Origin of the sequence: Elizabethkingia bruuniana (assembly GCF_002024805.1) — a bacterium.
GTDB classification, from domain to species: Bacteria; Bacteroidota; Bacteroidia; order Flavobacteriales; family Weeksellaceae; genus Elizabethkingia; species Elizabethkingia bruuniana.
In genome coordinates, this window is the sequence record NZ_CP014337.1 from 260,958 (window position 1) to 286,256 (window position 25,299).

Genomic DNA, 25,299 nt, shown 5'->3' on the forward strand with positions numbered 1-25,299 from the left:
GAAAAAGTTTGTAAACACAAATTTGCTGTTTATATTAAAATTAAGCCTGTTTTTTCACGTTATTTATTAAGAGACAATACTCCGAAAGAAAGTATCCAAATCTGTATCCTCATCCAGACCAAACTTCTTTTTCAAACGGTATTTTGCCATTCTTACACTCTTTGGTTCTACATGTAGCAGATGAGCTATTTGTTTTGTATCCATTCCCAGATAGATATAAGAACAATATTTTAAATCCAGTGCTGTAAGTTTTTGCAGTGCCTTTTCGCTTATATTTCTGAAGAAATCAGGATACAGCTCCTGAATTCTGAATTTAGCTTTTTCAAAATCCTTGTCTACACGGCTAACCTCTTTTACGACCTGATTAATATTGATATCGCTATCCGACAACCGTGTTTGTAATTGCTGAAGGACTTCATTTTTATGCTGTAGATGCAGATGATTGGCCAGTACTTCGGTTTGTAATTTTTGTTGCTGTAAGGTCAGCAATTCTTGTTCAGCTTTTAGCCTCGCTTGCTCTTCTTTTTCCAGTTTTACCTGTATTTCGGCTTCATTTTTTTCTGTATTCAGCTGTTTTTCTCTTACCAGAGAATATTTGAGCCGGAAATGATAGGATCGGAACATAAAGAAAGCACCGGTTAGACCAATACACCCCAGTATAATATATAATAGCTTTTGCTTTTCCAGGGATTTTACTTCTTGTTCCTTCTTGTCGGACTGATATTGTGCTTCCAGCCTTTTCACGTTGGCAGCTTCATCTTCATTAAACTGCTCTACACTATATTTTGTTACCTTTTTCTGATATTCTAGTGCTTTTACCAAATTTCCTTTCTTTTCATATAATTCTGCCAAATCATTTACAATCTGTATCATGATATAATAATAGACCGGTGACTGCGTTAGCAAGATTGTTTCCGCCTGCAGAAGATATTTCTCTGCTTTATCCAGATCGTTATCCCGTGTTGCAAGATTAGCGAGCATACCAAACCCTCCAGCCTGTATAGATTGTGGTTTAGTTGTATGTATCGAAGCATTTAGAGCCTCACCAATATTATACTCTATTTGTTTGCGAAGATCATCCGTTAGTTCAGGAAAGTATTTCAGCAGATAACTGGCCGTATTATTTCGGGCGATAGCATATGCGTAATCGGATACTTGTCCCGGAAACTCTTTATACAAAGCAGCCGCTTTTTCGGAGTTATTCATGATGGCTTTCAGATCCTCCCGGCTATTCGTTTTTTCGTACTGATAGGTATATGCAGTTGCCAATGCAGTATAAGCATTACTCAGCTGATTTTTATTACCGGATTTTTCAGCCTGTTCTATACTTTTTCGGGCATATTTAAAGCTGTTTTTCAAATCATTCCAGGTGGTATAGGTACCATACAACAAATAATATAGCCTGAATTCAAGCATTGGGTCACCTTCTGTTTTTTCAAGTAAGGAAAGGCTTTTCAGAATGTATGTTACTGATTTTTTATACTCGTAGAGCGAGTGTGTATAATAGGCAGGTAAAAAACTGGCATATGCTTGTGCTATTTTATTATTGGTTTTGGAGGCACTTGTAGAGGCAGAATCTATATAAGGCTGTACCTGATCATATTTCTCCAGATTACACATTATAATCCCTTGGAAAACATGGGCTTTTGTTATTGCCAAAAGATTATCCGATGTTCTGGCAAGTTTTAGGTATTGCTTGTTATAATCGGATGCTTTATCATATTGCTGTTCGCTTCTGTATTTCTCAATAACAAGCTCATAAACTTTTAGCTTTTCAGCAGCAGGTAACTGTTCCGTTTTTAATCGGTTAATCAGGCTGTCTGTATAGATATTTTTTGCTTTTACAGAATGGAACAAAAGAATACAGAATAATATTATCAGATAAAATTTCCCTTTCATTAAACAAATGCTTTATTAAAAATGTGTTCAGATTCTGTATTATTTTTTATAGAGGTCTTCGGTTTGGTTATAATTTTAATAAAAGTAACAAAAATCCACAGCCTACCCAATTATATCACAACTAAATGTGTTTTTCAATTTGTTGTCATTCAGTTCATTACAAAAGTTGTAGTCATTCTGTAGTCGTATGCTTTTTTATGGTAGCTGTTCTGTAGTAGCCGAAGAATTGATTTTACTATTCCGATTGTACAATTTTGTGATAGTCAATCTGTAAAACACAAAACAACATATTTTATTAACCTTTAATCAATTTTATTATGGACAACAAAACCTTATCAGTCATTTCGTACGTCACTATTATCGGATGGATTATATCTTTTGTTATAGGAAAAGATAACGCCAACAGTTTACTAAAATACCACCTTCGCCAGTCGTTTGGACTTTTTATTTTCGGAATATTATTGGGTATAGTACTTCAAATTATAATGAGTATTACAGGGCTCTATGTCTTAGGTTATATAGGTCTTATAAATCTTGCATTGATGATTATTGGAATTATCAACGCAGCAAATGAAGCTGAAAAGCCATTACCGCTAATTGGGAAAATGTTTGAAGACAAATTTGCATTTGTAGGCTAGGCAAAAAAAATTCAGCATTTAAAATAACTATACAAGTATGTCGGTCTATAAGCATTTGAAAAATGATGGTACCGGATATCTGGTGAAACAGTATCCTTCGCTTCAGCATATAATAGTACTGGCATGGGTACTCATTGGTCTTGTTCTGATAATTAACACCAGCTACTTCAAAACAGGTATTGTAATATTTATATTGTCATTACTACTTGCCATACTCACTTTTCGGGGACCCCGGGTTTATGTAGATTCTCATACAAAAATAATTACTGTGAAACATGGTTTCAGGCATAACCAGTATGATTTAAAATATTTTGAAGGATTTGAACTACAGAGTTTTATGTTAATGGGTTTCATTCCGATAGGCAGCTATTTGTATGCTAACTTTAAAGATGTACCTAAGATAAAACGCCCTGCAATGTCACAATCTTTTGGCAAAAAAAGAATGCAGGAAGTGTATAATGAGTTAGAAGAATTGATAAACGATAAAAACACACAATAAGAAATGAAAAAAATAATAATTGCAGCAGGTATTCTTGTACTCACATGTACTGCTACATCCTGTGACAAGATAAAAGAGAAGCTATCACAGCAGAACAAAACCACCAAGATAAATCCGTTTAGTGTTGATTCCGGAAACGAGAGTCAGGATATTATTGTTTTCAATAATAAAATAGTAAAAATAGATAAAGCACAGGCAGACTATATAAAAAGCTTTGAAGAAGGTTTAACCAGTATGGATGATTTTGTTAAAAATGCTTTGGCGAATCCCAATGCTATGCGTTTCACTCCCGTATCTACACCTATCTCTACATTTATTGCTCTTGAAGAAATAAAAGCACCAAAAGTATTAGGAGGCGAATACCAGAAGTTAGCGGATAAAATGATCAGTACATTTAAAGATCTAAAAACACTGCAGGAAGAGCTATCGGCCTATAAAAATGCTGAAGACTGGAAGGATGATAAAGGGAAAAAAATTACTGAGATTAAAGCTAAGGCCGACAAAATTATTGAAGAGAACCGAAACGCTGCCAGTCAGTTATTCACAAAACTAGAGGATAAAGCTGACAAGGCAGAAGTAGAAATGCTAAAAAATCATCCGCTTAAGCAGCAAATTACCCAATCCAAAGAGATATTAGATCTTACGCAGAAGATTATCGATGACTCTTATGATATTAAAGACGAGGCTGCTTATAAAAAGCTTTTTGCACAACAATACCAACAATTAGAGAAATTGTACAACCGAAATCTTGAAAATAAAATCCCGTCTGCAGAAAAGAATAAAGAAGCAAGCTATAATTCATTTAACAATGCTGTAAACACATTTTTGGGGCAAATGCGAATTGTACAACGCAGCATGAATGAAAATAATGAGCAGTTGATGAGTGACCTGGACGATCTGGAAAGAGAAGCTAAAAATGTACTCGGCCGGTATAATTATTTTGTGGATTAAATCAATCACATATAATAAATAAAAGATGAAAATATTAGGCATTATACTTATCATTATAGGCTTCTGTATCACTGTCGTGGTGAAAATTGGCCCTTCTGAAGAAACAAAATGGATTTTTACTTATGGAGACTTACTACCAATGATTACGGCATTAGTTCTTATAGTTCCAGGGTTAATAATCTATAAAAAAAACAGATAAAAATATCATGTATAAATTCTATATTTACTTATGGAGACTTACTACCAATAATTACGGCATTAGTTCCTATAGTTCCAGGGTTAATAATCTATAAAAAGACAGATAAAAATATCATGTATAAATTCTATAAAAAAAAAGGTAATCGGTATATTTTCAAAAACCAACCCGTATTGATGTTTATAGTGGCTCTTCTTTTCTTTATAATAGCAGGAATGTCTTATAATGTTTTAGCAATACTAGGGCTTGCTATTGCAGCTGTTGCAGTTTTTATCATTATCAATTTTTTCACCAAAAAGTTTATAATCGATATGGACCAATTAACGGTTACCGGAAAACATGGAATCTTTATTCCTGAGAAAACTTATCCTATTGCAGATTTTATAACCTTCGAAGTGATTCATGTCAAATATATGGGACTTATTACAATCAACCTCATATTGGCTGCTTGTTTCAAGGTGGATGGGAAAGAGAAAGTACTCACTGTTGGCCAGGCTGTAACTAGAAGAGCTATTCAGCGATTGCTAAATGAGACAGAAGATATTATGAAAAGTAAGGCGTAAGTACAATGAATGTATTCGATAGATATCAGTTTAGGGAAAATGGCATTGAAATTAGCTTTATGCCCAATTACAACTTTCTTCGCACTTTAGTATGGTGGCTGGTGCTTGGAATTGTTGCTGCACCTGTTATCTACCTTTGTATGGATTATATGTCGCGGGATAATTTTTTAATAGCTCTTATAGTATGGGTACTTTATATGGCCTATTTTGTCTTCGACTTAATATTCAGAATTCCTGTAAAATACATTTTTTATAAATCTGAAAAGAGTATTTACCGAAAAAATATTATCAACAGGAAGATTATGAATTTCGATGAGATGACTTATTTTGTAAAAGATGAAAGTGGAGGTTATTGTTATGCAATCGGGAAGAAGAAAAAGCAATTTATAAAGAATTACAGAGTAAGTAATTACTTTTCCAATTCAAAATCCTCGCAAAAAATAGAAGACGAATACTTAAAAAATATACTCTTTCCTATACTGAAACTGGTGGGAATAACAGTTGAAAATGAAAAATGATTTTACGAAAGTAAAATCATTTTTTTATGGAAACTTGTATAACTTTGTGAAAACTAATAACATGAAGATCAATAAAAGCACATTGACACTACCTTTGCTGGCAGTGTCCTTTTTAGGCTTAGCACAAAAACTAAAAGTTTATCATAAAGACTGGATAGACTTTAACAAAAACGGGAAGAAGGATGTCTTTGAAGACAGAAAAGCTCCTATAGATAAAAGGGTTGAAGACCTGCTTTCCCAAATGACCCTGCAGGAAAAAGCCAACCAGACGGTAACCCTCTACGGATACGGAAGAATCTTAAAAGATGAGCAGCCAACACCTCAATGGAAAAATGAAATCTGGGTGCATGGGCTTGCTAATATCGATGAAATGCTAAACAGCCTTCCTTATCACAAAAGCGCTGTTACAAAATATTCTTATCCCTACAGTAACCATACCGAGGCACTCAATAATATCCAGAAATGGTTTATAGAAGAAACGAGGCTCGGAATTCCTATTGACTTTACCAATGAAGGTATACACGGTCTTACCCATGACAGGGCAACACCATTTCCTGCACCTATTAATATCGGGAGTACATGGGATAAAAACCTGGTAGACAAAATCGGAAATACTATAGGGAAAGAGGCCTATTATCTGGGATATACAAATGTGTATGCTCCTATATTAGATGTTTCAAGAGATCCACGCTGGGGCAGGGTTGTGGAGACTTATGGAGAAGATCCGTTTATGATAGGTGAATATGGAAAGCGTATGGTAAAGGGAATCCAACAAAATGGAGTAGCCTCAACGCTGAAACATTATGCTGTTTATTCTGTACCCAAAGGCGGAAGAGATGGCCTTGCCAGAACAGATCCACATGTAGCGCCCAGAGAAATGCACACAATGTATCTCTATCCGTTTAAAGAAGTCATTCGTAAGGAACATCCGTTGGGAGTGATGGCAAGTTATAACGATTATGATGGTGTGCCTGTAATTAGCAGCAAATATTTTTTAACAGATCTGCTGCGCAAAGAATATGGATTCGATGGTTATGTAGTATCAGACAGCGATGCACTGGAATTTGTACATAGTAAGCATCATGTAGCAAAAGATTATGAAGAAGGTATTCAGAAAGCTTTAGAAGCGGGACTAGATGTCCGTACTAATTTCACCCAGCCCAAGGAATATCTTACAGCATTGATGGATGCTCTGAAATCTGGAAAGATAAAAGAAGAAGTACTGAATGAAAGAGTGAGGAGTGTACTGAAAACAAAATTCAGGTTGGGGTTATTTGATGAGCCTGTCCGGAGCTTTGCTAAAGAAGCCGATCGTAAGGTACATACTAAAGAGGACGAAGCTCTTTCTGTAGATGTTAACCGTCGTTCTGTAGTTTTATTAAAGAATGAAAAGCAAACTTTACCTCTTGATACAGGGAAATTAAAGAATATTCTGATTACAGGTCCACTGGCAGATGCAGTGAACTATACCACGAGCCGCTACGGACCATCCAATAATCCAGTGACAACAATTCGGAAGGGGATTGAGGATTATGCTTCATTTCATCATATCAATACTTCGTATACTAAAGGCGTAGACGTTATTGATGAAGGATGGCCGGAAACAGAAATTATCCCTGTAGAACCCTCAGAAAAAGAATTGTCTGAAATTTCCAAAGCAATCAGTATGGCTGAAAATTCAGATGTTATTATTGCCGTAATGGGAGAAAGTGAAAGGGAAGTAGGGGAAAGCAGATCGCGAAGCAGCCTGAATCTTCCGGGAAAGCAAACTTATTTCCTGCAGCAATTGTATAAAACAGGAAAGCCTGTTGTATTGGTTCTGGTAAACGGAAGACCTCTCACTATAAACTGGGAAAACAAATACCTGCCTGCTATTTTGGAAACATGGTTTCTGGGACCGCAAAGTGGAAAGATTGTAGCAGAGACGCTCTTTGGCGATAATAATCCGGGAGGTAAACTTCCGATATCATTTCCTAAATCAATCGGTCAGCTAGAAATGAACTTTCCAACGAAGCCTGCAGCACAGGCAGGACAGCCCGGAACCGGACCAAATGGCTCCGGCAGCAGTAGGGTTACGGGATTTTTATATCCGTTTGGCTATGGTCTTAGCTATACCAATTTTGAGTTTACCGACTTTTCTCTGTCTTCAAAAAAAATAAAAGCAGGAGATGAATTGCATGTGAAACTAAAAGTAACCAATACTGGCAAAGTAAAAGGGGATGAAGTTGTACAATTATATCTTTCAGATCTTGTGTCTTCAGTTACAACCTACGAAATGGATCTTAGAGGATTTGAGAGAGTAACTCTGGAGCCCGGGGAAACAAAAGAAGTACAATTTACCCTCAACAAAGAACATATGCAGCTGCTTAATGATAAGATGGAGTGGGTTGTAGAACCAGGAGAATTTCGTGTAAGTATAGGGAACTCTTCGGAGAATATTAGATTTAAAGAAATATTTGAAGTTGAAGATTAATCTGTACTATAAACAGGAAAGTAAGCTGACTGGCAACAAAAACTTTATCAAGGTTAATGCTTGATGTTATACTCACCCTGAAAAGGCTGAATAAGTATTTCCACAGCTAATAAAAAAAGGCCGGATATTTTCCGGCCTTTTAGTATTTATAAGATTTTGATTATCTGTTCAAGATTCTTTTTACAGCTTCTTTTACAGCATCAGCATCTATCTTGTACTTCTTCATAAGTTCTGCAGGAGTTGCAGATTCTCCAAAGCTATCGTTTACAGCAACAAACTCTTGTGGAGTAGGTCTTTTTCTTGCAAGCATACCTGCAACAGATTCTCCTAAACCTCCAAGGTAGTTGTGCTCCTCAGCAGTAACAATTTTACCGGTTTTTTCTACTGACTTCAGAATGATTTCATCGTCCAGAGGTTTAATCGTGTGAATGTTGATAACTTCACAAGAAATACCTTCTTTCTCTAACTCGTCAGCAGCAACAAGAGATTCCCAAACAAGGTGACCTGTAGCTACAATAGTTACATCTTTACCTTCTTGTAGGAGAATTCCTTTACCAATTTCGAAAGGCATATCTTCAGGAATAAATACCGGAACAGTTGGTCTACCGAAACGAAGGTATACAGGACCTTCATAATCAGCAATAGCAATAGTTGCAGCCTTTGTCTGGTTGTAGTCACATGGGTTGATTACTACCATGCCTGGTAACATTTTCATCATCCCGATGTCTTCTAAAACCTGGTGAGTAGCACCATCTTCTCCTAATGTAAGACCAGCATGTGAAGCACAGATTTTTACATTTTTTCCGGAGTAAGCAATAGACTGACGGATTTGATCATAAACTCTGGATGTAGAGAAGTTAGCGAAAGTTCCGGTAAAAGGAATTTTCCCGTTAATTGTTAAACCAGCTGCAATACCCATCATGTTAGCCTCGGCGATACCTATCTGGAAGAATCTTTCCGGAGCTTTCTCGATGAATTTTTCCATCTTCAGAGAGCCGATAAGGTCAGCGCATAAAGCAACTACATTTGGGTTTTTATCTGCAAGTTCAGCAAGCCCTGCTCCAAAGCCTGAACGTGTATCTTTTTTTTCTGTATACGTGAATTTCATTTTTTTGTTTTGAAGAATTAATAGTCTGCTACCTCGTCTAATTGTAACTGATCCAAAGCTTTGGCTAGTTGCTCATCATTAGGAGCTTTTCCATGCCATGCATGCGATCCCATCATGTAGTCTACTCCGTAACCCATCTCTGTATGCAAAAGAATAACTACAGGCTTTCCTTTTCCTGTTTCTTCTTTTGCTCTGCCCAGAATTCCGATTACTGACTCTAGGTTGTTACCGTTTTTCTCTTCCAGAACTTCCCATCCGAAAGCTTCTAACTTAGCGTGAAGATTACCAAGGCTTAATACATCATCTGTATCACCATCAATTTGTCTTCCGTTATAATCTATTGTAGCAATAATATTATCTACCTTCTTAGCAGCAGCATACATGAAAGCTTCCCATACCTGTCCTTCCTGAAGTTCACCATCTCCGTGTAATGTATATACAAGAGCTGTATCACCATCTAATTTCTTACCCTGTGCAGCACCGATAGCAACAGAAAGTCCCTGTCCTAATGAACCGGAAGCGATTCTGATACCAGGTAAACCTTCATGAGTTGTAGGGTGACCCTGTAATCTTGAATTTAATTTTCTGAAAGTATTCAGCTCTTCAACAGGGAAGAAGTCGAATCTTGCTAGTGTACTATAATATACAGGAGAAATATGTCCGTTGGACAAAAAGAAAAGATCTTCTCCTTTTCCTTCCATAGTAAATGGTAACTTGTAGTTCATCACTTTACCGTATAATGCAGTAAAATATTCAGTACAACCTAAAGAACCTCCAGGGTGGCCACTGTTTACAGCATGAACCATACGTACAATATCTCGGCGGATTTGTGTAGCGATGTTGCTTAATTCATCAATACTCTTAGTCATAATTAAATTTATTTCCGAGCAAAAATAAGGAAATTATATGGTTTTTGAGGAATGAGATTAGTCGTCTTCGATTTTTATTTTTCCAATATTTGCAGCTTTATATCCTATAGTCTGTATACAAGCCTTACCTGTACAATGATAAGCCTGAAGAGATTTGTCCTTTATACTTCCTATTATAATATAAGGAATACGTTGTGACTGCTCATCCGAATGTATACCTGCGAGAATAAAACGATCATTGTCTATCCATGTAGCGTCCTCTACCCATGCAGAAGATCCCATAAAGTAGATCCGGGAGCTGTTGTGATTTTGCATATCACCAAGGTCTACCTGCGAGTCTATGTCGTATGCTGCTATATATTTCTTTTTCTTTTCATCGTAATAGACAGAAGAACTATACAAATCAATAAAATGTTTTTTATCCGGAGAGAAAATCAGCAGGTCCTTATAGTCTTTTACGAATGTGGTAAATTCTCTTACAGGCTGATCTTCCTGAGAAATATTATCAAATCCGAAATTATTATGTGCTTTGAAATTTTGAACAGAAAACCCCGGAATAGAGGCTTTCCAGGTTTTGAGTTGCTGGTCGAAAATCTTTTGGAAATCAGATAAGTCCTGCGGTGCTTTTTGTGCAAAAACAAAAGAACTTAGTAGTACAAAAACAATCAGGTAATTTTTCATCCATATATATTTAACTAAAAGTAATAAAAATAGAAGATCTGTACTGAGTATTGTAAAGGTTTTATAATTTGATTAAAAATGAATCTTTGTTAATAAATCAGGGTTTAATTTGACTTTTAAAACGATTTCTTAAATAAATACAATATATTCGTATAACAAATCGCAATAAATTATGAGAAAACTACTAATTTTTAGTATATCTGCTTACTTGATGGCAGGTATCGTTTCGTGTAAAGGTGTAGACAGTGCAACACCTGTAACAGAAGATCGCTTAGCTCTGAATGCGGTAAATGCTCCGGCAGATAATACCGTAAATATTAAAACATTCGACAAAGTAAAAAATGCCTTTGGTGACGGATTGTCCCAAAGTGCAGAAGGAACCTTTACATTTCCGGCCGATGTAACAACTGTAAAAACGATTAAGATGTTCATCAAAAATGAATGTCCTAATAAAACCTGTGATGAATGGGATCGTTATGCCAATGTTTATGTAAAAAATAAAACAACAGGAGAATGGTATGAAATAGGACGCTTTATTACTCCATATTGGGTGGGTACGGAAAAATTACCTCGTGGACTGGAAATTGATGTTACCGATTTCAAATCTTTACTGTCCGGAAATACAGAACTTAAAATTTATACGGAGACTTGGTTGGCCAAAGGAAGAGAATACAGTGTAGACTTTGATATTGTATATGGTACACCGGATTATAAATATTCGGCAGTAGTACCTGTAATCCAATATAACAAATCATCCATTGATGGTGTTCCTTATGGTAAAGCACATACACTGGGATTAAAAAAGAATATTCAGTTACCAACAAACACGGAAAAAGCTTATCTTAGAACTACTATTTCCGGATGGGGACATGCCAAGCCATATGATGCGGGAAGCAGGGGCTGTGCAGAATGGTGCTTCAGAACACATACTATAGCAATAAATAATGCGAATACTTTCCAACACCAGCTGGGTGCTTTAGGATGTTCAGCAAACCCTATTAATAATCAGAGTCCGGGAAATTGGGCTCCTGACAGAGCAGGGTGGTGTCCGGGAATGGCAGTGCCAACACGTATAGATGTGTTGAATAACTCTTTAACGGGTAGTACTTTTAGTTATGAATATAAGTTCCAGAGTTGGACAAACAACGGAACCAATGGAGATGCTTTTTATGCAATTTCCAGTTTTGTGATTGCAAAAAGTAATACACCTATTAGTGCTCCGGTAGTTACAAACTAAAAAACAGCATATATTCATTTATAGATAAAACCGCCTTGGCAAGGAATCAATTACTTTTCGGGTATTTGAAAAACACCCCGCAGATGAAAATCTGCGGGGTGTATGTTTTTAGTAAGAAGTTAGAGATATCTTTCCTCAGCCGAAATTTCCACATCGTTTATGCTTGCATATCTTTTCTTCATCAGTCCGTTTTCATCAAATTCCCAATTCTCATTTCCATAGGCACGAAACCATTTCCCTTCCTTATTTCGAAATTCGTATTCAAATCTTACAGCGATCCGGTTTTCTGTATGTGCCCAATATTCTTTTTTCAATTTATAATCCAGTTCATTTTCCCATTTCTGAGTAAGGAACTGTACAATCTCTTTTCGGCCGTTTATAAACAAATGTCTGTTTCTCCACTCACTATCAGCGGTATAAGCTAATGACACTTTTTCAGGATCTTGTGAATTCCATGCATCTTCTGCCATTTGTATTTTTTGTTTAGCTGTTTCCAATGTGAATGGCGGTACAGGTAGTTTCTTTTCCATTGTGTATATTTTAGATAAGGGTGTCAATTATATTTTGTGATGTTATGATCAGTTCATTGGAACGAAATAGCTGACTTTCTATAATAGAACTTTCAAACAAGAGGTAGATGTGGTCTGCTTTTATTTTATCCTCAAGCTGAGCTCTGAAAAAATCCCGGAGGTCCTGTTTATGCTTCTGGATTATTTGTAGAATAACTGTTTTGTCTGTGGGAATCTCCGACAATAGATTGAGAAAGCTGCATCCTCTGAAGTTCTCCTTTTCATTCATTGCTATTAAAAAGTCGAATGTTGACAAAATCTTTTGTTTGGGTTCCGAAGATTTTGAAACAAACTTTTGTAGCTCACTAAACCAATAGTCGTGGCGGTAATTTAAAAATGCAGCACAGAGATCATCCTTAGATTTAAAGTGCTGATAAAAACTTGCCTTTGCAACCTTCGCTTCGCTGATGATCTGATTAATTCCCGTACTGTTATATCCCTGCTGGTGAAATAATATTGTTGCTGTGTCCAGAATTCGTTCTCGAGGTGAATTCATATCTTATCATTTTGTAGAACAAATGTAGTTTAAATAAAATGAACAGACAAGTCTGTCTATTTTGTTTTGAAACTTTTTATCTGAAATTTTAGGTAATTGTATTAAACTATTGAGTTCAGAAGGTTGGCCAGATTTGTTGTAAGATTCTTTCTTGAAAACTGCATTAGGTTTTCAGAATTCTGGTTAACAGTATTATTCTTCCAGTTATTATAATTTTGGAGAACAAACGATTTTATAGCTTCATGATCCTGGTAGGTAAAGTGATCACCTGCTTTAGTCTCATTCAGGATTTTTTCGACATCTGCCTTTTCCGGCCCTACAGAAAGAATAGGGTTTTGTGTAGCCAGGTATTCAAATATTTTCCCCGGAATAATTCCGGCCGATTCTTGTTTCGGGAAATTGGTAATCAACAGCATATCTGCATTTTCCATTTCCTTTACCGATTGTTCATGCGGAATATACCCAACTAAGTTCAGGTTTTCTTTTAACGGTGAATTCTGTAAGTTTTCTAATATAATATCATCCACACGCCCTACAAATCGAAGTTCAAAGTTCTGGGCAAAATCAGAATCTTCCTGAACAATACCGGATAAAACCTTCCATAGATTTTCAGGATTTCTCAGCTGTTCCAAAACACCAATATAAGAAAGTGTGAACTTTGAGTTTTTAACGGATTTTTTATTGAACTCTTCTTTGTCAAATCCATTAGTAATACAAGCAGAGTTAGCACCCGCTTTTCTAAAATTTTCAGCATCACCATAACTGGTTGCCAGAGTAACATCAGCAGTCTGAAAAACTTCTTTTTCCAGCTTTCGGTGCTTCTGATCTGCCCATGAAGTCAGCTTCAGATGTTTGTAATATGAAATCTCCGTCCAGGGATCGCGAAAGTCTGCAATCCATTTAATATCCGGAAAGTATTTTTTTAGACCTTTTCCTATCAAGTGAAGACTATGAGGAGGTCCTGTCGTTACAATAACATCTACCGGATTAGCTTCAAGGTATTTTTTCAGAAAAGAAATTGATGGGTTAACCCAAAATTTTCGGGCATCCGGAATAAAGAAATTACCACGAACAAAAATAGAAAGCTTAGATTTCCACGACTGGTTTTTTCCTACATCGAATTGACCGGCTTTAAATTTTTTATTCTTCTTGTTTAGCTTTTCAGCAAACTGATAAGGCTCCCAGATTTTGTTCTGTATAATCTGAATATTCTTTGGAACATCTTTTACCAGACTTTCATCCAGTAAAGGATAAGAGGGATTCTCCGGTGTATAAATAATAGGCTCCCAGTTATTTTCCGGAAGATATTTGGCAAACTTCAGCCAACGCTGTACACCAGGTCCCCCTGCAGGAGGCCAGTAATAAGTAATGATAAGAATTTTTTTCTGCTTCATAATTTTAACCGCATAAGTGGCAAAATAAAAAGTATATACTCAGAGCCTGAATTTATTAACCACATAGAAACATAGTTTTTATAATGTAAATGAAGGTGTCTACAACACTAATATAGACATAGCTAATGTGTAAAATTCATTTTCTATGTAAACTTTCATTTATTCAATAACCTGACTATGTATCTATGTGGTTTATTAAAATTTAAATATACCTATAGTGGTTTATTTTTCACTTTTGGTAGCTTGTTGTTTTTTGCGGTTCATAAAAACAAAACCTAATGCAGCTAATAAGATGAATAAACCTGCTGAGGCTAGTGAGATCGTTTTTCCTTTCTGAATAACTTCCGGTTCAAAAGCCATTCTGATCTCATGTTTTCCGGCAGGAACATGAACTGCACGTAAAAGATAATCGGCTTTTATATAGTCAGTTTCCTTTCCGTCGATATAGAATTTCCATCCATGTGGATAATAGATCTCAGACATTACGGCTAACTGAGGCGTTGCAGATGAGGTTTGGTATACGATCTCGTTTGGCTGGTATGTTTTAACTGCAATCTTTGCAGCAGGATCAGCCTGAAGAGTTTTTCCGTTAAGATACTTCTCATCTTCTTTTCCGATAACAGCCACCTTTTTATTATCAACTTTGGAAATAAGATCAATTTCTTCGTTTGGAGTACCCGCTATTTTTACTTCGCTTACAAACCATGCAGGTCCGTTTGCAAATGGGTTTTCCTTTGGTTGTATTCCTGTTTTATCTGCTACTAATACGTATTTGGTATTAAGCATATTCAGAATATTCGGGTCTCCGCCACCATTGAAGTACTTGTTGATAAGGTCGTCGTAACGTCTAAGTTTTGCAGCACTATAGCCACCTACAGAACTTACGAAGTATGAAGTATTGGTTTCATTGAATGGTCCTAATAGGGTATTGAAAACTCTGTAATGACTTTTATCTGCTTTGGCAATACTTTCCAGAGCCTGATTAACAGGAGCCTGTTGTAAAAGTCCTTCGATATAAGAATTACCATTGGATTTTGCCAGATAGCTTTCAGAAGCTTCAGTAATAAATGGATTTCTTGCAAACATTTTATCCGCAAAATTATCATTGTTCAGGTAGCGCTTGTTTACTGTCCAAAGGTCAAATAAACTTACCACACCAATAATAATTAATGCGATATTCTGATTCAGTTTTTGTTTCATTACCATGAACATTGCTCCAGCTGTAATCAATACATATAATATTGCTTTTATAGCATCGGTACGGAACATGGAATATCTTTCACCAACTAAATAATCAAGAAGATAAGACGGTAAATACTGTCCCTCTAAATCTGTATGGAAACCAAGAATGGTTTTACCGAAAAGAATTAAAATTAATGTGATTCCGACAACACTTCCCGTAGTGTAGGTAAGAACTTTCTGTTTATATTCAGCTGTTAGCTTTTCATCTGTAAAGAAACGGTATAGTCCGATAATAGCAATAAAAGGGAAGAGTAATTCCACCACAACCAGAATTGAAGAAGGAGCTCTGAATTTATTATATACCGGTACATAGTCTATAAAGAAATCTGTTAATGGCATAAAATTGCTTCCCCATGCCAACATAATGGTAAGCACTGATGCTCCAAGAATCCACCATCTGTATTTAGGCCATGCAAAGAAAAAACCTAGTATAGCCAAAAATACCACTATGGCACCCTGATATGCAGGTCCTGAAGTTCCTGGCTGATCTCCCCAATAAGTAAGACTTCCGGTAAGACCCTTCATCATATTATTAACTTCTTCCTGAGAGGTTGCATTTTCCTGTACAAGTTGCTGAAGTTTTTCGGTCATTTTATCACTTCCTTCTTCCTGACTAGCACCACCCATCAATCTTGGGATAAACAGGTTTAGCGTTTCAGTGACTCCGTAGCTCCACATGGTAATGCTTTCTTTGTCCATACCCTGTATATCTTTCTGCCCACCGGAAGATTTCAGAATTTGCTTCCCACGGACAGTTTCTTTAACGTATTCAGCGTTGGAAAGCATTCTCTGGCTATTCATCCCTAATCCTAATACCATTGCAATACCCACAACAGCTGTGGAAATAAAGAAATGTTTATAGTCTTTAGTCTTCAGAATAGCACGAAGGAGTTCCGAAAGGAAAAAGAACCCCAGACCAATAAAAAGATAATAGGTCATCTGCGGGTGATTGGCCATGATTTGTAAAGCCATAAACAAGGTAGTGGCTACAAATCCCCAGAAATAATTTCTTCGGATATAGACCAGAAGAATAGAGGCTACTAAGGGTGCAAAGTAGGCAATTGTATGTACCTTACCATTATGCCCTGCAGCTATAATAATACAGAAATAAGTAGAAAGTCCAAAGAAAGTAGCACCCAGAAGAGCATACTTCCAGTTGCGTAGAGCAACCATTCCCAAAAAGAAAAAGCCTGAAAAAAGCAGAAACAGATAATTGGCAGGTTTTGGAAGAAACATCAGTAGATCATCTAATTTTTTTACGATGTCTCCACTGAACTTTGCACCTGTCTGATAGGTAGGCATACCTCCAAACATTGCATCGCTCCAGTAAGTTTCGTTGCCTGTTTTAGCACGGTATTCCAGCATTTCCTGTGCACCACCCCTGTAGTGAACAATATCAGGCTGGATAAGCTCTTTACCTGTTAAAATAGGATTGGCATAGAATACAGCCATCAGTATAAATAACACGAGGCTGATACCAATAAAAATACTATTCCTGTTGCTTATTTTCATTCGTATATTTTTGTTTATGGCTTTGCCACTGATTCTTTGTTTAATAGAACACTCATAATTTATCTGTTATGAATTATTTACGTGTTTCATCTTTAATTTCTTCGTATTCTACAGTTTCTGCATCCCAGTTAAGATTTTGTTTGTTCTTTTGCTGAGACTGGTCTTCTTGTTTTTTTTGTTTTTCGGACGTTTGTTGTCCGGTCATCCCCTGATAAAATGGCTGAAAAAATATTCTTTTCAGGATATTCCATACAAAGAAAATGATGATTACAATTAGAATGAATTCAAACAAATATTTGAACATTGCTTTTTGCTTAAGGGTTTATTTTAGTTGTTGAAACATTTTTCTGCGTTGCAGATTGCGTTTGTTTTCCGTCGCTTAAAGTTTGCGATTGGGTAGAGGTCATTGTAAGAGCAGATGATTTCATCCATCCGGTTTGTGTATCAAGCTTCAAAGATCCGTTTTGTATTCCCTGAAGACTGATTGTTTGAGTAACACCGTTTTGAGACTGTTTATCCGTCTTTTTAGGAATTCCGCCTTGTACAGTAATTTCAGCTACACCATTTTCTACTTTTGCTAAAGTAAAAGTTGTAGAGCTTTTTAGTTTTCCGTCCGGGCTTAGATTATTACTTTCAGTAAAGCTCTGACCAACTTTTAATCCTTTTTCAGGGAAAAGGTTGATGTTGGTTTTAAATTGTGCTTTCAAAGCTTCCTGATTAAATCCTTGCTTAAATCCTTCATTCAGTGCTTTACGCTGATTAGCATCTTTTACAGCACTGTTTACTGCTGTATTCACTTTAGCATAAATAGGCTCGAATCCTTCGAAAGAAATAATTTTTCCGGTTTCACTCATTTTCATTTTCAGAGTGTTCCCCATCAAAGCTTTATTAACTTTCCAGAAGATTTTCAGATTTTCATTTTTAGGCTCAGCTCCGTTTGTATCAACGCTAAGTGTCTGTCCCTGAACTGATCCTGTTTGCTTTTTAGAGATGAAATGTACGTCCACATCATAAACTCCTTTGTCGAAGTTTGTCACTGTGAAAGTCATATCATCCGTAGTCTCATTGGTGTTAGATTGAGTTTTGTCACCCATTGTCATGCTCTGAACATCTTTTTGTGACAAAACAAAAGGATAAGCTTTTCCTTTCTCTAGTTTATATTTAAGAGTATAAACGCCGGCAGAATCAGAAATAGCAGGTTTTACTTCTGCTTTTGCTTCTGGTGAAGTTTCTGTGGTTGTCGTTTCTGTTTTATTACCCTCGGTTTTAGTTTCAGTCGTTTTTCCTTCCTTTTTACATGCAATCAGTGATAAACTTATTGCTGCAAAAGCTAATACTTTCTTCATTTCTTTGTAGTTTTTAGTGATTGATAATTCTCTGTCTTACGGCTTCATATAGAATAGCACCACATGCGACAGATACATTAAGAGATTGTGTTTTTCCTTCAATAGGTAGTTTTATTTTTTCATCAGCATGATGAAGGACTTCTTTGGAGATTCCTGTTTCTTCATTCCCCATAACAATGCATACAGGTTCTGTGAAATTTTCTTCGTAAATAAGCTTCTGAGCTTTCTCTGTAGCTGCAAAAACTTTGATACCCGACTGCTGAAGGAAGTCTACGGAATGAGCAAGATTCTTCTCTTTGCATATTTTTACATTATAAAGAGCCCCGGCTGAAGTTTTAATAGCATCCGAATTAATAGGAGCAGCTCCTTTTTCCGGAATAATGATAGCATCTACACCTACACATTCTGCAGTACGGCTTATTGCACCAAAGTTTCTTACATCGGTTAGACGATCCAGTATCAGAATGAAAGGAGTCTTGCCTTCTTCAAAAAGCTGTGGCAAAACATCTTCTATTTTGTAAAACGGAATATCTGATATAAATGCAACAACTCCCTGGTGGTTTTTCCGTGTAAACCGGTTTAGTTTTTCCACAGGAACATAATTAGCACGTAGATTATGCTCAGCTAAAAGTTTTTTTAGGTCAGCAACGATAGGTCCCTGTAATCCATTTTGTACAAATACTTTGTCTACAGTTTTACCTGCTTCTATGGCTTCTATTACAGGTCTTAACCCAAATATGAAATCGTCTTTTTTATCTTTATTTTCTTGCATTCAATATTCTTTTAAATATTATTCTCCTGCAAAGAGGAGACCTATTTTCAAAATTAACCGTTTTTTATGGTATTTTTATGTTAATACATTTCTCCTATAATAGCTCTTTTCTGTGCCATTATATATCCAAGGTGTTGGCCTTCATGTATGTTATTGAAGAGTACTGCATCCTCAATATTTTTAAGGTCCATTCCCAAGCTCGTGGAGTAATGTGTGTAATCCAGAAAGAAATTTTCGTCATAGTCATTTGCCATAATTCTTGAAGTTTCAGAAAGCAGAAAATTAAGATCTTCTATTTCTTCCTGCGATACATCCAGATTCGGCAAAGTCCCCTTTTTATAGGTTTCAATCCAGTATTTATCTATTCTGAAAGGATTTCCGCTCAGGTAGTATATTAATAACTGTTGTGTTGCCACACAATGTGCAATATTCCAATAGATATTGTTATTAAAGCCATCGGGAATCATCATCAAATCCTGGTGACTGGTTTTCTGAAGGACATCGGCAAGGTTTCTTCTAATAACACGATGTGCTTTGAAAAGGTTATTCACTATTTATTCAGATTAATTTGCTCCAAAAGTAATCTAAATCGTGCAAATTGCCTAATTTTAAACGCTTAACTTTAACAAACTTTAACGATAAATAACGTTTAATTATGGTGGTTTTTGCAATGTTTTTGCAGAAATTTACCCACTAAAATTGAATTTAAGTCTATGTCAGAATATAATCAAGCAGAGGATATTAAAATTTTAATGGAAAAGGTGAAAGAGAAGAATTATTTTTTCTCTCTTTTGAAGTCAGAAGTCAACAAAGTTATTATAGGTCAGGAATATATGATCGATAGACTCCTTATAGGACTTTTAGGAAACGGACACGTTCTGTTGGAAGGAGTTCCGGGGCTGGCGAAGACATTGGCAATAAAAACATTGGCCGATGCTGTGCAGGGAAAGTACTCCAGAATTCAGTTTACACCGGACTTATTACCTGCTGATGTAGTAGGGACTATGATTTATAATGTAAAAGACAACGACTTTTCAATTAAAAAAGGACCTGTATTTGCAAATTTTGTACTGGCTGATGAGATTAACCGTGCACCGGCAAAAGTACAGTCTGCATTATTGGAAGTAATGCAGGAAAAGCAGGTGACGATAGGAGATACAACGATGAAGCTGCCAAAACCGTTTTTGGTATTGGCTACCCAAAACCCAATTGATCAGGAAGGTACCTATCTGTTGCCAGAAGCGCAATCCGACCGTTTTATGATGAAGTGTAGTATAGATTATCCTACATTCGAAGATGAGCGCAAAGTAATGCGTATGGTTTCTACATCAGATATTCCGCAGGTTAATCCTATTATATCATTAGAACAGATTGTTGAAGCTAAAGAACTTATCAACAAAATCTATTTGGACGAGAAGATAGAAAAATACATCCTGGATATGGTTTTTGCAACTCGTTATCCGGAACAATATGGATTATCAGATCTTAAAAACTACATTACTTTCGGAGCATCACCAAGGGCATCTATCAACCTTGCAATTGCTTCCAGAGCATTAGCATTTATCAGAGGGCGTGCATTTGTTATTCCGGAAGATGTGAAAGAAATATCGAAAGATGTATTACGCCACAGAATAGGATTAAGTTTTGAGGCTGAAGCTGAAGAAATGACGGCTGAGAAAATTATTGATGCTGTTTTGTCTAAAGTACAGGCTCCCTAATTATTTTGTAAAATGAGTGTAAAGATATGTATTGCCGGAGCAACAGGTTGGGCAGGTTCGGCACTTAGTAAAGGAGTATTGAAGGAACCGGATATTACTCTGGTTTCAGGAATATCCAGAAGTAATGCAGGGAGTAACCTTGCGGATATTCTTGATATTACAACTTCCGAAATTCCGGTATTTAAAGATGTTGAAGAAGCTTTAGAAGGGCCTTCTTTTGATGTTCTTTTTGAGTTTACAAAACCAACAATTGCCAAGCACAATATTGTACAGGCTATAAAAGCCGGAAAAGATGTTATTGTAGGAACATCCGGATTGTCGGATAGTGACTATGCGGAAATCGAAATATTGGCAAATCAGTACGGAGTATCGGTGTTAGCAGTCGGGAATTTTGCAATCACAGCTGTGTTGTTGCAGAAGTTTTCGGTAATGGCAGCAAAGTATATTCCTAATTTCGAAATTATAGATTATGCCAGCCACTCAAAGCCGGACGCTCCAAGCGGAACGACTTTGGAATTGGCAAAGAAAGTATCGGAAGTACAAAACTCTACTGATATTGTAAAAGATGAAGATGTAATTGGTTATGCCAAGACAAGGGGTGAGAAAATAAACGGAGTCAGAGTTCATTCAGTAAGACTTCCTAATTATATGATTTCTGTAGAATCTATATTTGGATTAAATGATGAACGCTTAACGATTCGCCATGATTCCGGTATGGGAGCTGAACCTTATGTACAAGGAGCAATTCTGGCGATTAAAAAGATAAACACTTTTAAAGGTTTCAGAAGAGGTCTGGATAGTGTTTTGGATGAAGCATAATAATGGATATAAAAGATATTGTAAAAAAAGTAAAGCAGATAGAAATCCGGACTAAGAGAAGTACGGATGCTATGCTCATGGGGCAATATCACAGCGCTTTCAAAGGGCAGGGGATGACTTTTTCTGAAGTCAGACAATACCAGTTCGGAGATGATATCCGAAGAATTGACTGGAACAAAACAGCACGTTTCCGGGAGCCTTATGTAAAAGTAATGGAGGAGGAAAGAGAGCTGACTGTAATGCTGATGGTTGATATTTCAGCTTCTATGAATTATGGTACTCATGCCTCTCTGAAAAGAGAATATGTGGCCGAAATTTGTGCTACACTGGGGTTTTCTGCGGTAACTAATAATGATAAAGTAGGGCTTATTCTGTTTGCAGATAAAGTATATAAAGTTATTCCTCCTAAAAAGGGAAGACCACATGTATTAGCCATTATCAGCAGTATTCTGAATGCCGATTATATTCCGTCAGCAACCAATCTGGACGGTGCGCTGAGCTATCTGATGAAAGCTTTTAAGAAAAAGAGTTATGTTTTTCTTCTTTCAGATTTCAACGATAAGTTTGATGTAAAGAGCCTTCGGGTTGTAGGGAATAAACATCAGCTTCTGGGTTTTGGGGTATATGATGAAAAAGATATGCAGATTCCGGATATTGGATATGCTTTACTAAATGATGTTGAGACCGGAGAAAAAAAATGGGTGAATACATCCAGTGCAAGATGGCGGTATCAGTTCGCAGAGCAACAAAAACAAAAAATTAAAAATACAGAAGAAGCATTTGATAAAAGTGCTTCGGTATTCTTGAAACTCAATACAGGGCAGAATTATACCAAGCCATTGTATAATTATTTTCAGACACGATAAAATTGATGATGAAAAGAATTTTTTTATTCTGTTTTATAGCAATTAGCCTTTTAGGTTTCGGACAAACACTCTCCTCGCAATTGTCCGACAATACCCTGGTTTTGGGAGAGCAGGGAGAATTTAAGATTAATGTTAGCAATGTTACGGGACTAGATGTTCAGGCAGCTCCGAAAAATGAGATATTGCCTTTTCATTTTGAAATCCTTAGTGATAGTATTCAGCGTACCCCTAATCTCTATACCAGAACCATAAAATTCCAGGTTTTCGAAGAAGGGAAGTTTAAGATTCCACCAATCGAAATTAAAGCCGGAGATAAAGTATTGACGACAATACCTTACGAAGTAGAAGTTATAAACACTGCCAAAAAAGGTGAACAGATTAACGATATTATGAACAATAAAGACGTTGAACTGGGCTGGCAGGATTACTGGAGTCTGTATAAATTCTATATATGGATTGCATTAGTGGTTATTGCTATTATTGTTCTGATCTGGATGCTTGTTAAATGGGGAAGAGCCAAGAAATCTTCACCAACTGTAAAGACCAATTTCACGCTCCAGGAACTGGAAAAGCTAAGGAGTAAAAAGTATATTGAAAACAATGACTTCCGTAGCTTCTATATAGAGCTTATTGATATTACAAGAAACTTCCTGTCCGGCCAATATGGCTTTCCGGCAAAGGAATTGCTGACTGATGATCTGTTGGATTACATGAAAGGACAGAACAAAATATCAGAAGCCAATGAAAATATTCTTGCTGAAGTCTTTGAACGTGGAGATTTAGCTAAATTTGCAAAGGTTATTCCTTCGCACACAGAAATGGAAGCCGATTTCAATAATATTAAAGAATTTGTGAAGAGGTCTTATAAAGACATAGAATTTGAAAATCTGAGAAAACATGTCTGATCTTTTTGCTCCTTTGGGTTTAAACTTCGAGTTTGAAAGCCCATGGCTTTTACTTTTATTTCTCTTATTTATTCCGCTGCTGATAAGGGATCTTGTCAGAGGAAAGAATGAAGGAATTAAAGTTCCGACTACCGAAGGGATGTCCCGTCCCTCTGGGATTGGTTTCTTATTTTTTATACTGAAGTGTACCAAGTATGTCATTCTTTCATGTATTATATTGGCTCTGGCCCGTCCAAGAACTTTTACTGTAGCACAAGATCAGAATGACGGAAAAGGAATAGATATTATGCTGTCGGTAGACGTCTCTTTTAGTATGTTGTCTAAAGACTTGGAGCCGGACAGGTTGCGTGCTTTATCCAAAATAGCACAGAAATTTATAGGTGACAGGCCTGGAGATCGAATAGGGTTAGTGGCTTATGCCGGAGAAGGGTTTTTGAAGGTGCCGCTTACAACAGATCACGAAGCTGTTAAGCAAGAAATTGCAACCCTCAATCCAAATGAATTATCGGCGGGTACTGCGATAGGAGAAGGATTGGCGGTTGCAGTTAATCACCTTAAAGACAGTAAAGCTAAAAGTAAGATTATTATTCTGATGACAGATGGTGTACAGACTATCAAAAATAGTCTTGAGCCTGCTATTGCAGCAGAATTGGCGGCTAATAATCATATTAAGGTTTACACAATCGGAATCGGAACAAATGGGTATGCTCTGACACCTACGGGGATTGATCCTTTTTTCGGTGATCTTATTTATACAGAGCAGAAAGTAGAAATTGATGAGCTGGCATTACAAAATATAGCTTCAGTTACTGGAGGTAAATATTTCCGGGCAACTTCTAATGAAAGTCTTCAGCAGATTTATGAAGAGATTAATCAGCTGGAGAAATCGGATATCAAAGTGGCTAAGATGTACGATTATAAAGAGTATTTCAGATATTTTCTGTGGATAGCGCTTATCGTATTGCTTTTGGATGCTTTATGGAGATGGATAATGTATAAAATTTTGACGTAATGGACTGGACTTTTGAAAATTATAATTATCTGTTTCTGTTACTATTGGTACCACTAATGTGGCTGCTGATTGCTAATTTTATACGCTGGCGCGAAAAACGCAGAAAACTGTTTGCAGATTCTAGCTTTCATACCATTTTATTTGCTTCTAAAAGCAAGTATAAATATGTTTTCATTCCTCTTTATATTCTTGCTTTTACCTTTTTAATTCTTGCTTTTGCAGATTTATTAGGAGGTAAGGAGGAAATGAAGGTAAGTCATAAGATTGCGAATGTAGTCCTGCTTATGGATGTGTCAAACTCGATGAATGCAGAAGATGTCCAACCGGACAGCAGATTGGGCCGTGAGAAAAAGATTGTTCTGGAGACGCTGAAGAAAATGAAAGACGAGAGAGTTGGTATTGTAGTTTTTGCAGGAAATGCTGTGTCTATTATGCCGCTAACCACTGATTATTCTGCTGTAGAAACCTATATAAGTTCAATAGAAACCAGTATTATCGGGCAGCAGGGAACAGATTTTCTGGTAGCTATGCGTGAAGCAGCGAAAATGTATAAAAATACAGGAAAGAATGGTAGAAATGTAGTATTGATTAGTGATGGTGAAGATAATGAAGGACATGATAAGGAAGCTGCTGCTTTGGCCAAGAATCAGAATATTAAGATTACAGCTGTCGGAATAGGAACAGAACAGGGAGCTCCGGTCCCGGACTATATGTATGGACAGCTAATGGGCTATAAAAATACACCTTATGGTGAACCTGTAATTTCAAAACGGGAAACTCAGGCTTTGGTACAGATGTCCAACGGAACAGGAGGAACCTATATAGACGGAAACAACGATAATGCAGCAGCACAACTAATTAGTGCTCTGGATAAACTGAAAAGTGACACTGAAGTTACAACCAATTCCCAGTCTTCAATCCATTATTATCAGTGGTTTTTGGGGATTTCGTTTATTCTGTTTTTTATAATATATTTAACAAATCCAAAAAGAGATTTTAACATATAAAAGGCTAAT

At 36.5% G+C, this 25,299-nt stretch carries 26 protein-coding genes; 14 read left to right on the forward strand and 12 right to left on the reverse strand.

What is annotated here, in order from left to right; translation table 11 throughout:
• Positions 1 to 66 precede the first annotated feature (66 nt).
• Positions 67 to 1,899 carry a helix-turn-helix transcriptional regulator gene (locus AYC65_RS01185; RefSeq protein WP_034866278.1) on the reverse strand — a complete coding sequence of 611 codons (1,833 nt, stop codon included), beginning with the start codon at positions 1,897 to 1,899 and terminating at the stop codon, positions 67 to 69.
• A gap of 317 nt (positions 1,900 to 2,216) precedes the next feature.
• Here AYC65_RS01185 and AYC65_RS01190 point away from each other — a divergent pair, with 317 nt between their 5' ends.
• From AYC65_RS01190 to AYC65_RS01215, 7 genes are all read left to right on the forward strand, one after another.
• Entirely contained in the window at positions 2,217 to 2,537 is a 321-nt protein-coding gene (locus AYC65_RS01190; RefSeq protein ID WP_078674679.1) for a magnetosome magnetite crystal formation protein family, read from the forward strand.
• A 37-nt stretch (positions 2,538 to 2,574) separates the two neighbouring features.
• The gene (locus AYC65_RS01195; RefSeq protein WP_034866274.1) at positions 2,575 to 3,036 is read left to right on the forward strand and encodes a hypothetical protein; all 462 of its coding nucleotides are present in this window, start codon (positions 2,575 to 2,577) and stop codon (positions 3,034 to 3,036) included.
• 3 nt (positions 3,037 to 3,039) lie between these two features.
• Positions 3,040 to 3,987: a YiiG family protein gene (locus AYC65_RS01200; RefSeq protein WP_034866272.1), complete on the forward strand. Its 948-nt coding sequence runs from the start codon at positions 3,040 to 3,042 to the stop codon at positions 3,985 to 3,987.
• A 25-nt stretch (positions 3,988 to 4,012) separates the two neighbouring features.
• Complete coding sequence (locus AYC65_RS20645) at positions 4,013 to 4,186, forward strand: hypothetical protein (protein WP_157757810.1); 174 nt, start codon at positions 4,013 to 4,015, stop codon at positions 4,184 to 4,186.
• A gap of 173 nt (positions 4,187 to 4,359) precedes the next feature.
• Positions 4,360 to 4,746 (forward strand): hypothetical protein, encoded by a 387-nt coding sequence (locus AYC65_RS01205; protein WP_236628016.1) that lies wholly within the window; start codon positions 4,360 to 4,362, stop codon positions 4,744 to 4,746.
• 5 nt (positions 4,747 to 4,751) lie between these two features.
• Positions 4,752 to 5,264 (forward strand): hypothetical protein, encoded by a 513-nt coding sequence (locus AYC65_RS01210; RefSeq protein ID WP_234300213.1) that lies wholly within the window; start codon positions 4,752 to 4,754, stop codon positions 5,262 to 5,264.
• A gap of 61 nt (positions 5,265 to 5,325) precedes the next feature.
• Complete coding sequence (locus tag AYC65_RS01215) at positions 5,326 to 7,737, forward strand: glycoside hydrolase family 3 N-terminal domain-containing protein (protein ID WP_234300214.1); 2,412 nt, start codon at positions 5,326 to 5,328, stop codon at positions 7,735 to 7,737.
• Between the two features lie 160 nt (positions 7,738 to 7,897).
• Here the strand turns inward: AYC65_RS01215 and AYC65_RS01220 are convergent, their stop codons facing one another.
• Genes AYC65_RS01220 through AYC65_RS01230 form a run of 3 tightly spaced genes read right to left on the reverse strand, consistent with a single transcriptional unit; the run spans position 7,898 to position 10,395 of the window.
• The gene (locus tag AYC65_RS01220) at positions 7,898 to 8,845 is read right to left on the reverse strand and encodes a transketolase family protein (RefSeq protein WP_034866266.1); all 948 of its coding nucleotides are present in this window, start codon (positions 8,843 to 8,845) and stop codon (positions 7,898 to 7,900) included.
• A 17-nt stretch (positions 8,846 to 8,862) separates the two neighbouring features.
• A complete protein-coding gene (locus AYC65_RS01225; RefSeq protein WP_034866264.1) occupies positions 8,863 to 9,714 on the reverse strand; it encodes a transketolase in 852 nt (283 codons plus the stop codon).
• A gap of 57 nt (positions 9,715 to 9,771) precedes the next feature.
• Positions 9,772 to 10,395 (reverse strand): hypothetical protein, encoded by a 624-nt coding sequence (locus AYC65_RS01230; protein WP_034866262.1) that lies wholly within the window; start codon positions 10,393 to 10,395, stop codon positions 9,772 to 9,774.
• Positions 10,396 to 10,567: 172 nt separating this feature from the next.
• Here AYC65_RS01230 and AYC65_RS01235 point away from each other — a divergent pair, with 172 nt between their 5' ends.
• Positions 10,568 to 11,632 carry a peptide-N(4)-(N-acetyl-beta-D-glucosaminyl)asparagine amidase F gene (locus AYC65_RS01235; RefSeq protein WP_034866261.1) on the forward strand — a complete coding sequence of 355 codons (1,065 nt, stop codon included), beginning with the start codon at positions 10,568 to 10,570 and terminating at the stop codon, positions 11,630 to 11,632.
• 119 nt (positions 11,633 to 11,751) lie between these two features.
• On the opposite strand, the gene AYC65_RS01240 is transcribed toward AYC65_RS01235, so the two are convergent.
• The 8 genes from AYC65_RS01240 to AYC65_RS01275 all read right to left on the reverse strand — a co-directional run bounded on the left by AYC65_RS01240 (position 11,752) and on the right by AYC65_RS01275 (position 19,514).
• Positions 11,752 to 12,162: a nuclear transport factor 2 family protein gene (locus AYC65_RS01240; protein WP_034866257.1), complete on the reverse strand. Its 411-nt coding sequence runs from the start codon at positions 12,160 to 12,162 to the stop codon at positions 11,752 to 11,754.
• A gap of 10 nt (positions 12,163 to 12,172) precedes the next feature.
• A complete protein-coding gene (locus AYC65_RS01245) occupies positions 12,173 to 12,697 on the reverse strand; it encodes a TetR/AcrR family transcriptional regulator (protein ID WP_034866255.1) in 525 nt (174 codons plus the stop codon).
• A 101-nt stretch (positions 12,698 to 12,798) separates the two neighbouring features.
• On the reverse strand, positions 12,799 to 14,091 hold the full coding sequence (locus tag AYC65_RS01250) for a glycosyltransferase family protein (RefSeq protein WP_034866252.1): 1,293 nt from the start codon (positions 14,089 to 14,091) through the stop codon (positions 12,799 to 12,801).
• A 222-nt stretch (positions 14,092 to 14,313) separates the two neighbouring features.
• Positions 14,314 to 16,845, reverse strand: a complete 2,532-nt coding sequence (locus tag AYC65_RS01255) for a YfhO family protein (protein WP_034866251.1) — start codon at positions 16,843 to 16,845, stop codon at positions 14,314 to 14,316.
• Between the two features lie 73 nt (positions 16,846 to 16,918).
• Positions 16,919 to 17,149, reverse strand: a complete 231-nt coding sequence (locus AYC65_RS01260; protein ID WP_034866250.1) for a hypothetical protein — start codon at positions 17,147 to 17,149, stop codon at positions 16,919 to 16,921.
• Between the two features lie 10 nt (positions 17,150 to 17,159).
• Positions 17,160 to 18,191 carry a DUF6263 family protein gene (locus tag AYC65_RS01265; RefSeq protein ID WP_034866247.1) on the reverse strand — a complete coding sequence of 344 codons (1,032 nt, stop codon included), beginning with the start codon at positions 18,189 to 18,191 and terminating at the stop codon, positions 17,160 to 17,162.
• Positions 18,192 to 18,204: 13 nt separating this feature from the next.
• The gene (rlmB, locus tag AYC65_RS01270; protein ID WP_034866245.1) at positions 18,205 to 18,963 is read right to left on the reverse strand and encodes a 23S rRNA (guanosine(2251)-2'-O)-methyltransferase RlmB; all 759 of its coding nucleotides are present in this window, start codon (positions 18,961 to 18,963) and stop codon (positions 18,205 to 18,207) included.
• Between the two features lie 80 nt (positions 18,964 to 19,043).
• On the reverse strand, positions 19,044 to 19,514 hold the full coding sequence (locus AYC65_RS01275) for a DinB family protein (protein ID WP_021348233.1): 471 nt from the start codon (positions 19,512 to 19,514) through the stop codon (positions 19,044 to 19,046).
• Positions 19,515 to 19,676: 162 nt separating this feature from the next.
• Between AYC65_RS01275 and AYC65_RS01280 the strand changes: the two genes are divergently transcribed.
• Genes AYC65_RS01280 through AYC65_RS01305 form a run of 6 tightly spaced genes read left to right on the forward strand, consistent with a single transcriptional unit; the run spans position 19,677 to position 25,290 of the window.
• Positions 19,677 to 20,681: an AAA family ATPase gene (locus tag AYC65_RS01280; protein WP_034866242.1), complete on the forward strand. Its 1,005-nt coding sequence runs from the start codon at positions 19,677 to 19,679 to the stop codon at positions 20,679 to 20,681.
• Between the two features lie 12 nt (positions 20,682 to 20,693).
• Complete coding sequence (dapB, locus tag AYC65_RS01285) at positions 20,694 to 21,500, forward strand: 4-hydroxy-tetrahydrodipicolinate reductase (RefSeq protein WP_034866240.1); 807 nt, start codon at positions 20,694 to 20,696, stop codon at positions 21,498 to 21,500.
• Positions 21,501 to 21,502: 2 nt separating this feature from the next.
• Positions 21,503 to 22,366 (forward strand): DUF58 domain-containing protein, encoded by an 864-nt coding sequence (locus AYC65_RS01290; RefSeq protein ID WP_034866237.1) that lies wholly within the window; start codon positions 21,503 to 21,505, stop codon positions 22,364 to 22,366.
• A 5-nt stretch (positions 22,367 to 22,371) separates the two neighbouring features.
• Positions 22,372 to 23,271, forward strand: a complete 900-nt coding sequence (locus tag AYC65_RS01295; RefSeq protein ID WP_078674678.1) for a BatD family protein — start codon at positions 22,372 to 22,374, stop codon at positions 23,269 to 23,271.
• Positions 23,264 to 24,283, forward strand: coding sequence for a VWA domain-containing protein (locus tag AYC65_RS01300; RefSeq protein ID WP_034866236.1), 1,020 nt, complete (start codon positions 23,264 to 23,266; stop codon positions 24,281 to 24,283). Before AYC65_RS01295 ends, AYC65_RS01300 begins: the two co-directional genes overlap by 8 nt.
• Positions 24,283 to 25,290, forward strand: a complete 1,008-nt coding sequence (locus AYC65_RS01305) for a VWA domain-containing protein (protein WP_034866234.1) — start codon at positions 24,283 to 24,285, stop codon at positions 25,288 to 25,290. The genes AYC65_RS01300 and AYC65_RS01305 overlap by 1 nt, the downstream gene beginning before the upstream one ends.
• The last annotated feature ends 9 nt before the right edge of the window (positions 25,291 to 25,299 follow it).

What these genes read in the sequence shown, in the direction of transcription:
- AYC65_RS01185 (WP_034866278.1), bottom strand. Translation starts at nt 1,899, where the DNA reads ATGAAAGGGAAATTTTATCTGATAATATTATTCTGTATTCTTTTGTTC.
- AYC65_RS01190 (WP_078674679.1), top strand. Translation starts at nt 2,217, where the DNA reads ATGGACAACAAAACCTTATCAGTCATTTCGTACGTCACTATTATCGGA.
- AYC65_RS01195 (WP_034866274.1), top strand. Translation starts at nt 2,575, where the DNA reads ATGTCGGTCTATAAGCATTTGAAAAATGATGGTACCGGATATCTGGTG.
- AYC65_RS01200 (WP_034866272.1), top strand. Translation starts at nt 3,040, where the DNA reads ATGAAAAAAATAATAATTGCAGCAGGTATTCTTGTACTCACATGTACT.
- AYC65_RS20645 (WP_157757810.1), top strand. Translation starts at nt 4,013, where the DNA reads ATGAAAATATTAGGCATTATACTTATCATTATAGGCTTCTGTATCACT.
- AYC65_RS01205 (WP_236628016.1), top strand. Translation starts at nt 4,360, where the DNA reads ATGTTTATAGTGGCTCTTCTTTTCTTTATAATAGCAGGAATGTCTTAT.
- AYC65_RS01210 (WP_234300213.1), top strand. Translation starts at nt 4,752, where the DNA reads ATGAATGTATTCGATAGATATCAGTTTAGGGAAAATGGCATTGAAATT.
- AYC65_RS01215 (WP_234300214.1), top strand. Translation starts at nt 5,326, where the DNA reads ATGAAGATCAATAAAAGCACATTGACACTACCTTTGCTGGCAGTGTCC.
- AYC65_RS01220 (WP_034866266.1), bottom strand. Translation starts at nt 8,845, where the DNA reads ATGAAATTCACGTATACAGAAAAAAAAGATACACGTTCAGGCTTTGGA.
- AYC65_RS01225 (WP_034866264.1), bottom strand. Translation starts at nt 9,714, where the DNA reads ATGACTAAGAGTATTGATGAATTAAGCAACATCGCTACACAAATCCGC.
- AYC65_RS01230 (WP_034866262.1), bottom strand. Translation starts at nt 10,395, where the DNA reads ATGAAAAATTACCTGATTGTTTTTGTACTACTAAGTTCTTTTGTTTTT.
- AYC65_RS01235 (WP_034866261.1), top strand. Translation starts at nt 10,568, where the DNA reads ATGAGAAAACTACTAATTTTTAGTATATCTGCTTACTTGATGGCAGGT.
- AYC65_RS01240 (WP_034866257.1), bottom strand. Translation starts at nt 12,162, where the DNA reads ATGGAAAAGAAACTACCTGTACCGCCATTCACATTGGAAACAGCTAAA.
- AYC65_RS01245 (WP_034866255.1), bottom strand. Translation starts at nt 12,697, where the DNA reads ATGAATTCACCTCGAGAACGAATTCTGGACACAGCAACAATATTATTT.
- AYC65_RS01250 (WP_034866252.1), bottom strand. Translation starts at nt 14,091, where the DNA reads ATGAAGCAGAAAAAAATTCTTATCATTACTTATTACTGGCCTCCTGCA.
- AYC65_RS01255 (WP_034866251.1), bottom strand. Translation starts at nt 16,845, where the DNA reads ATGAAAATAAGCAACAGGAATAGTATTTTTATTGGTATCAGCCTCGTG.
- AYC65_RS01260 (WP_034866250.1), bottom strand. Translation starts at nt 17,149, where the DNA reads ATGTTCAAATATTTGTTTGAATTCATTCTAATTGTAATCATCATTTTC.
- AYC65_RS01265 (WP_034866247.1), bottom strand. Translation starts at nt 18,191, where the DNA reads ATGAAGAAAGTATTAGCTTTTGCAGCAATAAGTTTATCACTGATTGCA.
- rlmB (WP_034866245.1), bottom strand. Translation starts at nt 18,963, where the DNA reads ATGCAAGAAAATAAAGATAAAAAAGACGATTTCATATTTGGGTTAAGA.
- AYC65_RS01280 (WP_034866242.1), top strand. Translation starts at nt 19,677, where the DNA reads ATGTCAGAATATAATCAAGCAGAGGATATTAAAATTTTAATGGAAAAG.
- dapB (WP_034866240.1), top strand. Translation starts at nt 20,694, where the DNA reads ATGAGTGTAAAGATATGTATTGCCGGAGCAACAGGTTGGGCAGGTTCG.
- AYC65_RS01290 (WP_034866237.1), top strand. Translation starts at nt 21,503, where the DNA reads ATGGATATAAAAGATATTGTAAAAAAAGTAAAGCAGATAGAAATCCGG.
- AYC65_RS01295 (WP_078674678.1), top strand. Translation starts at nt 22,372, where the DNA reads ATGATGAAAAGAATTTTTTTATTCTGTTTTATAGCAATTAGCCTTTTA.
- AYC65_RS01300 (WP_034866236.1), top strand. Translation starts at nt 23,264, where the DNA reads ATGTCTGATCTTTTTGCTCCTTTGGGTTTAAACTTCGAGTTTGAAAGC.
- AYC65_RS01305 (WP_034866234.1), top strand. Translation starts at nt 24,283, where the DNA reads ATGGACTGGACTTTTGAAAATTATAATTATCTGTTTCTGTTACTATTG.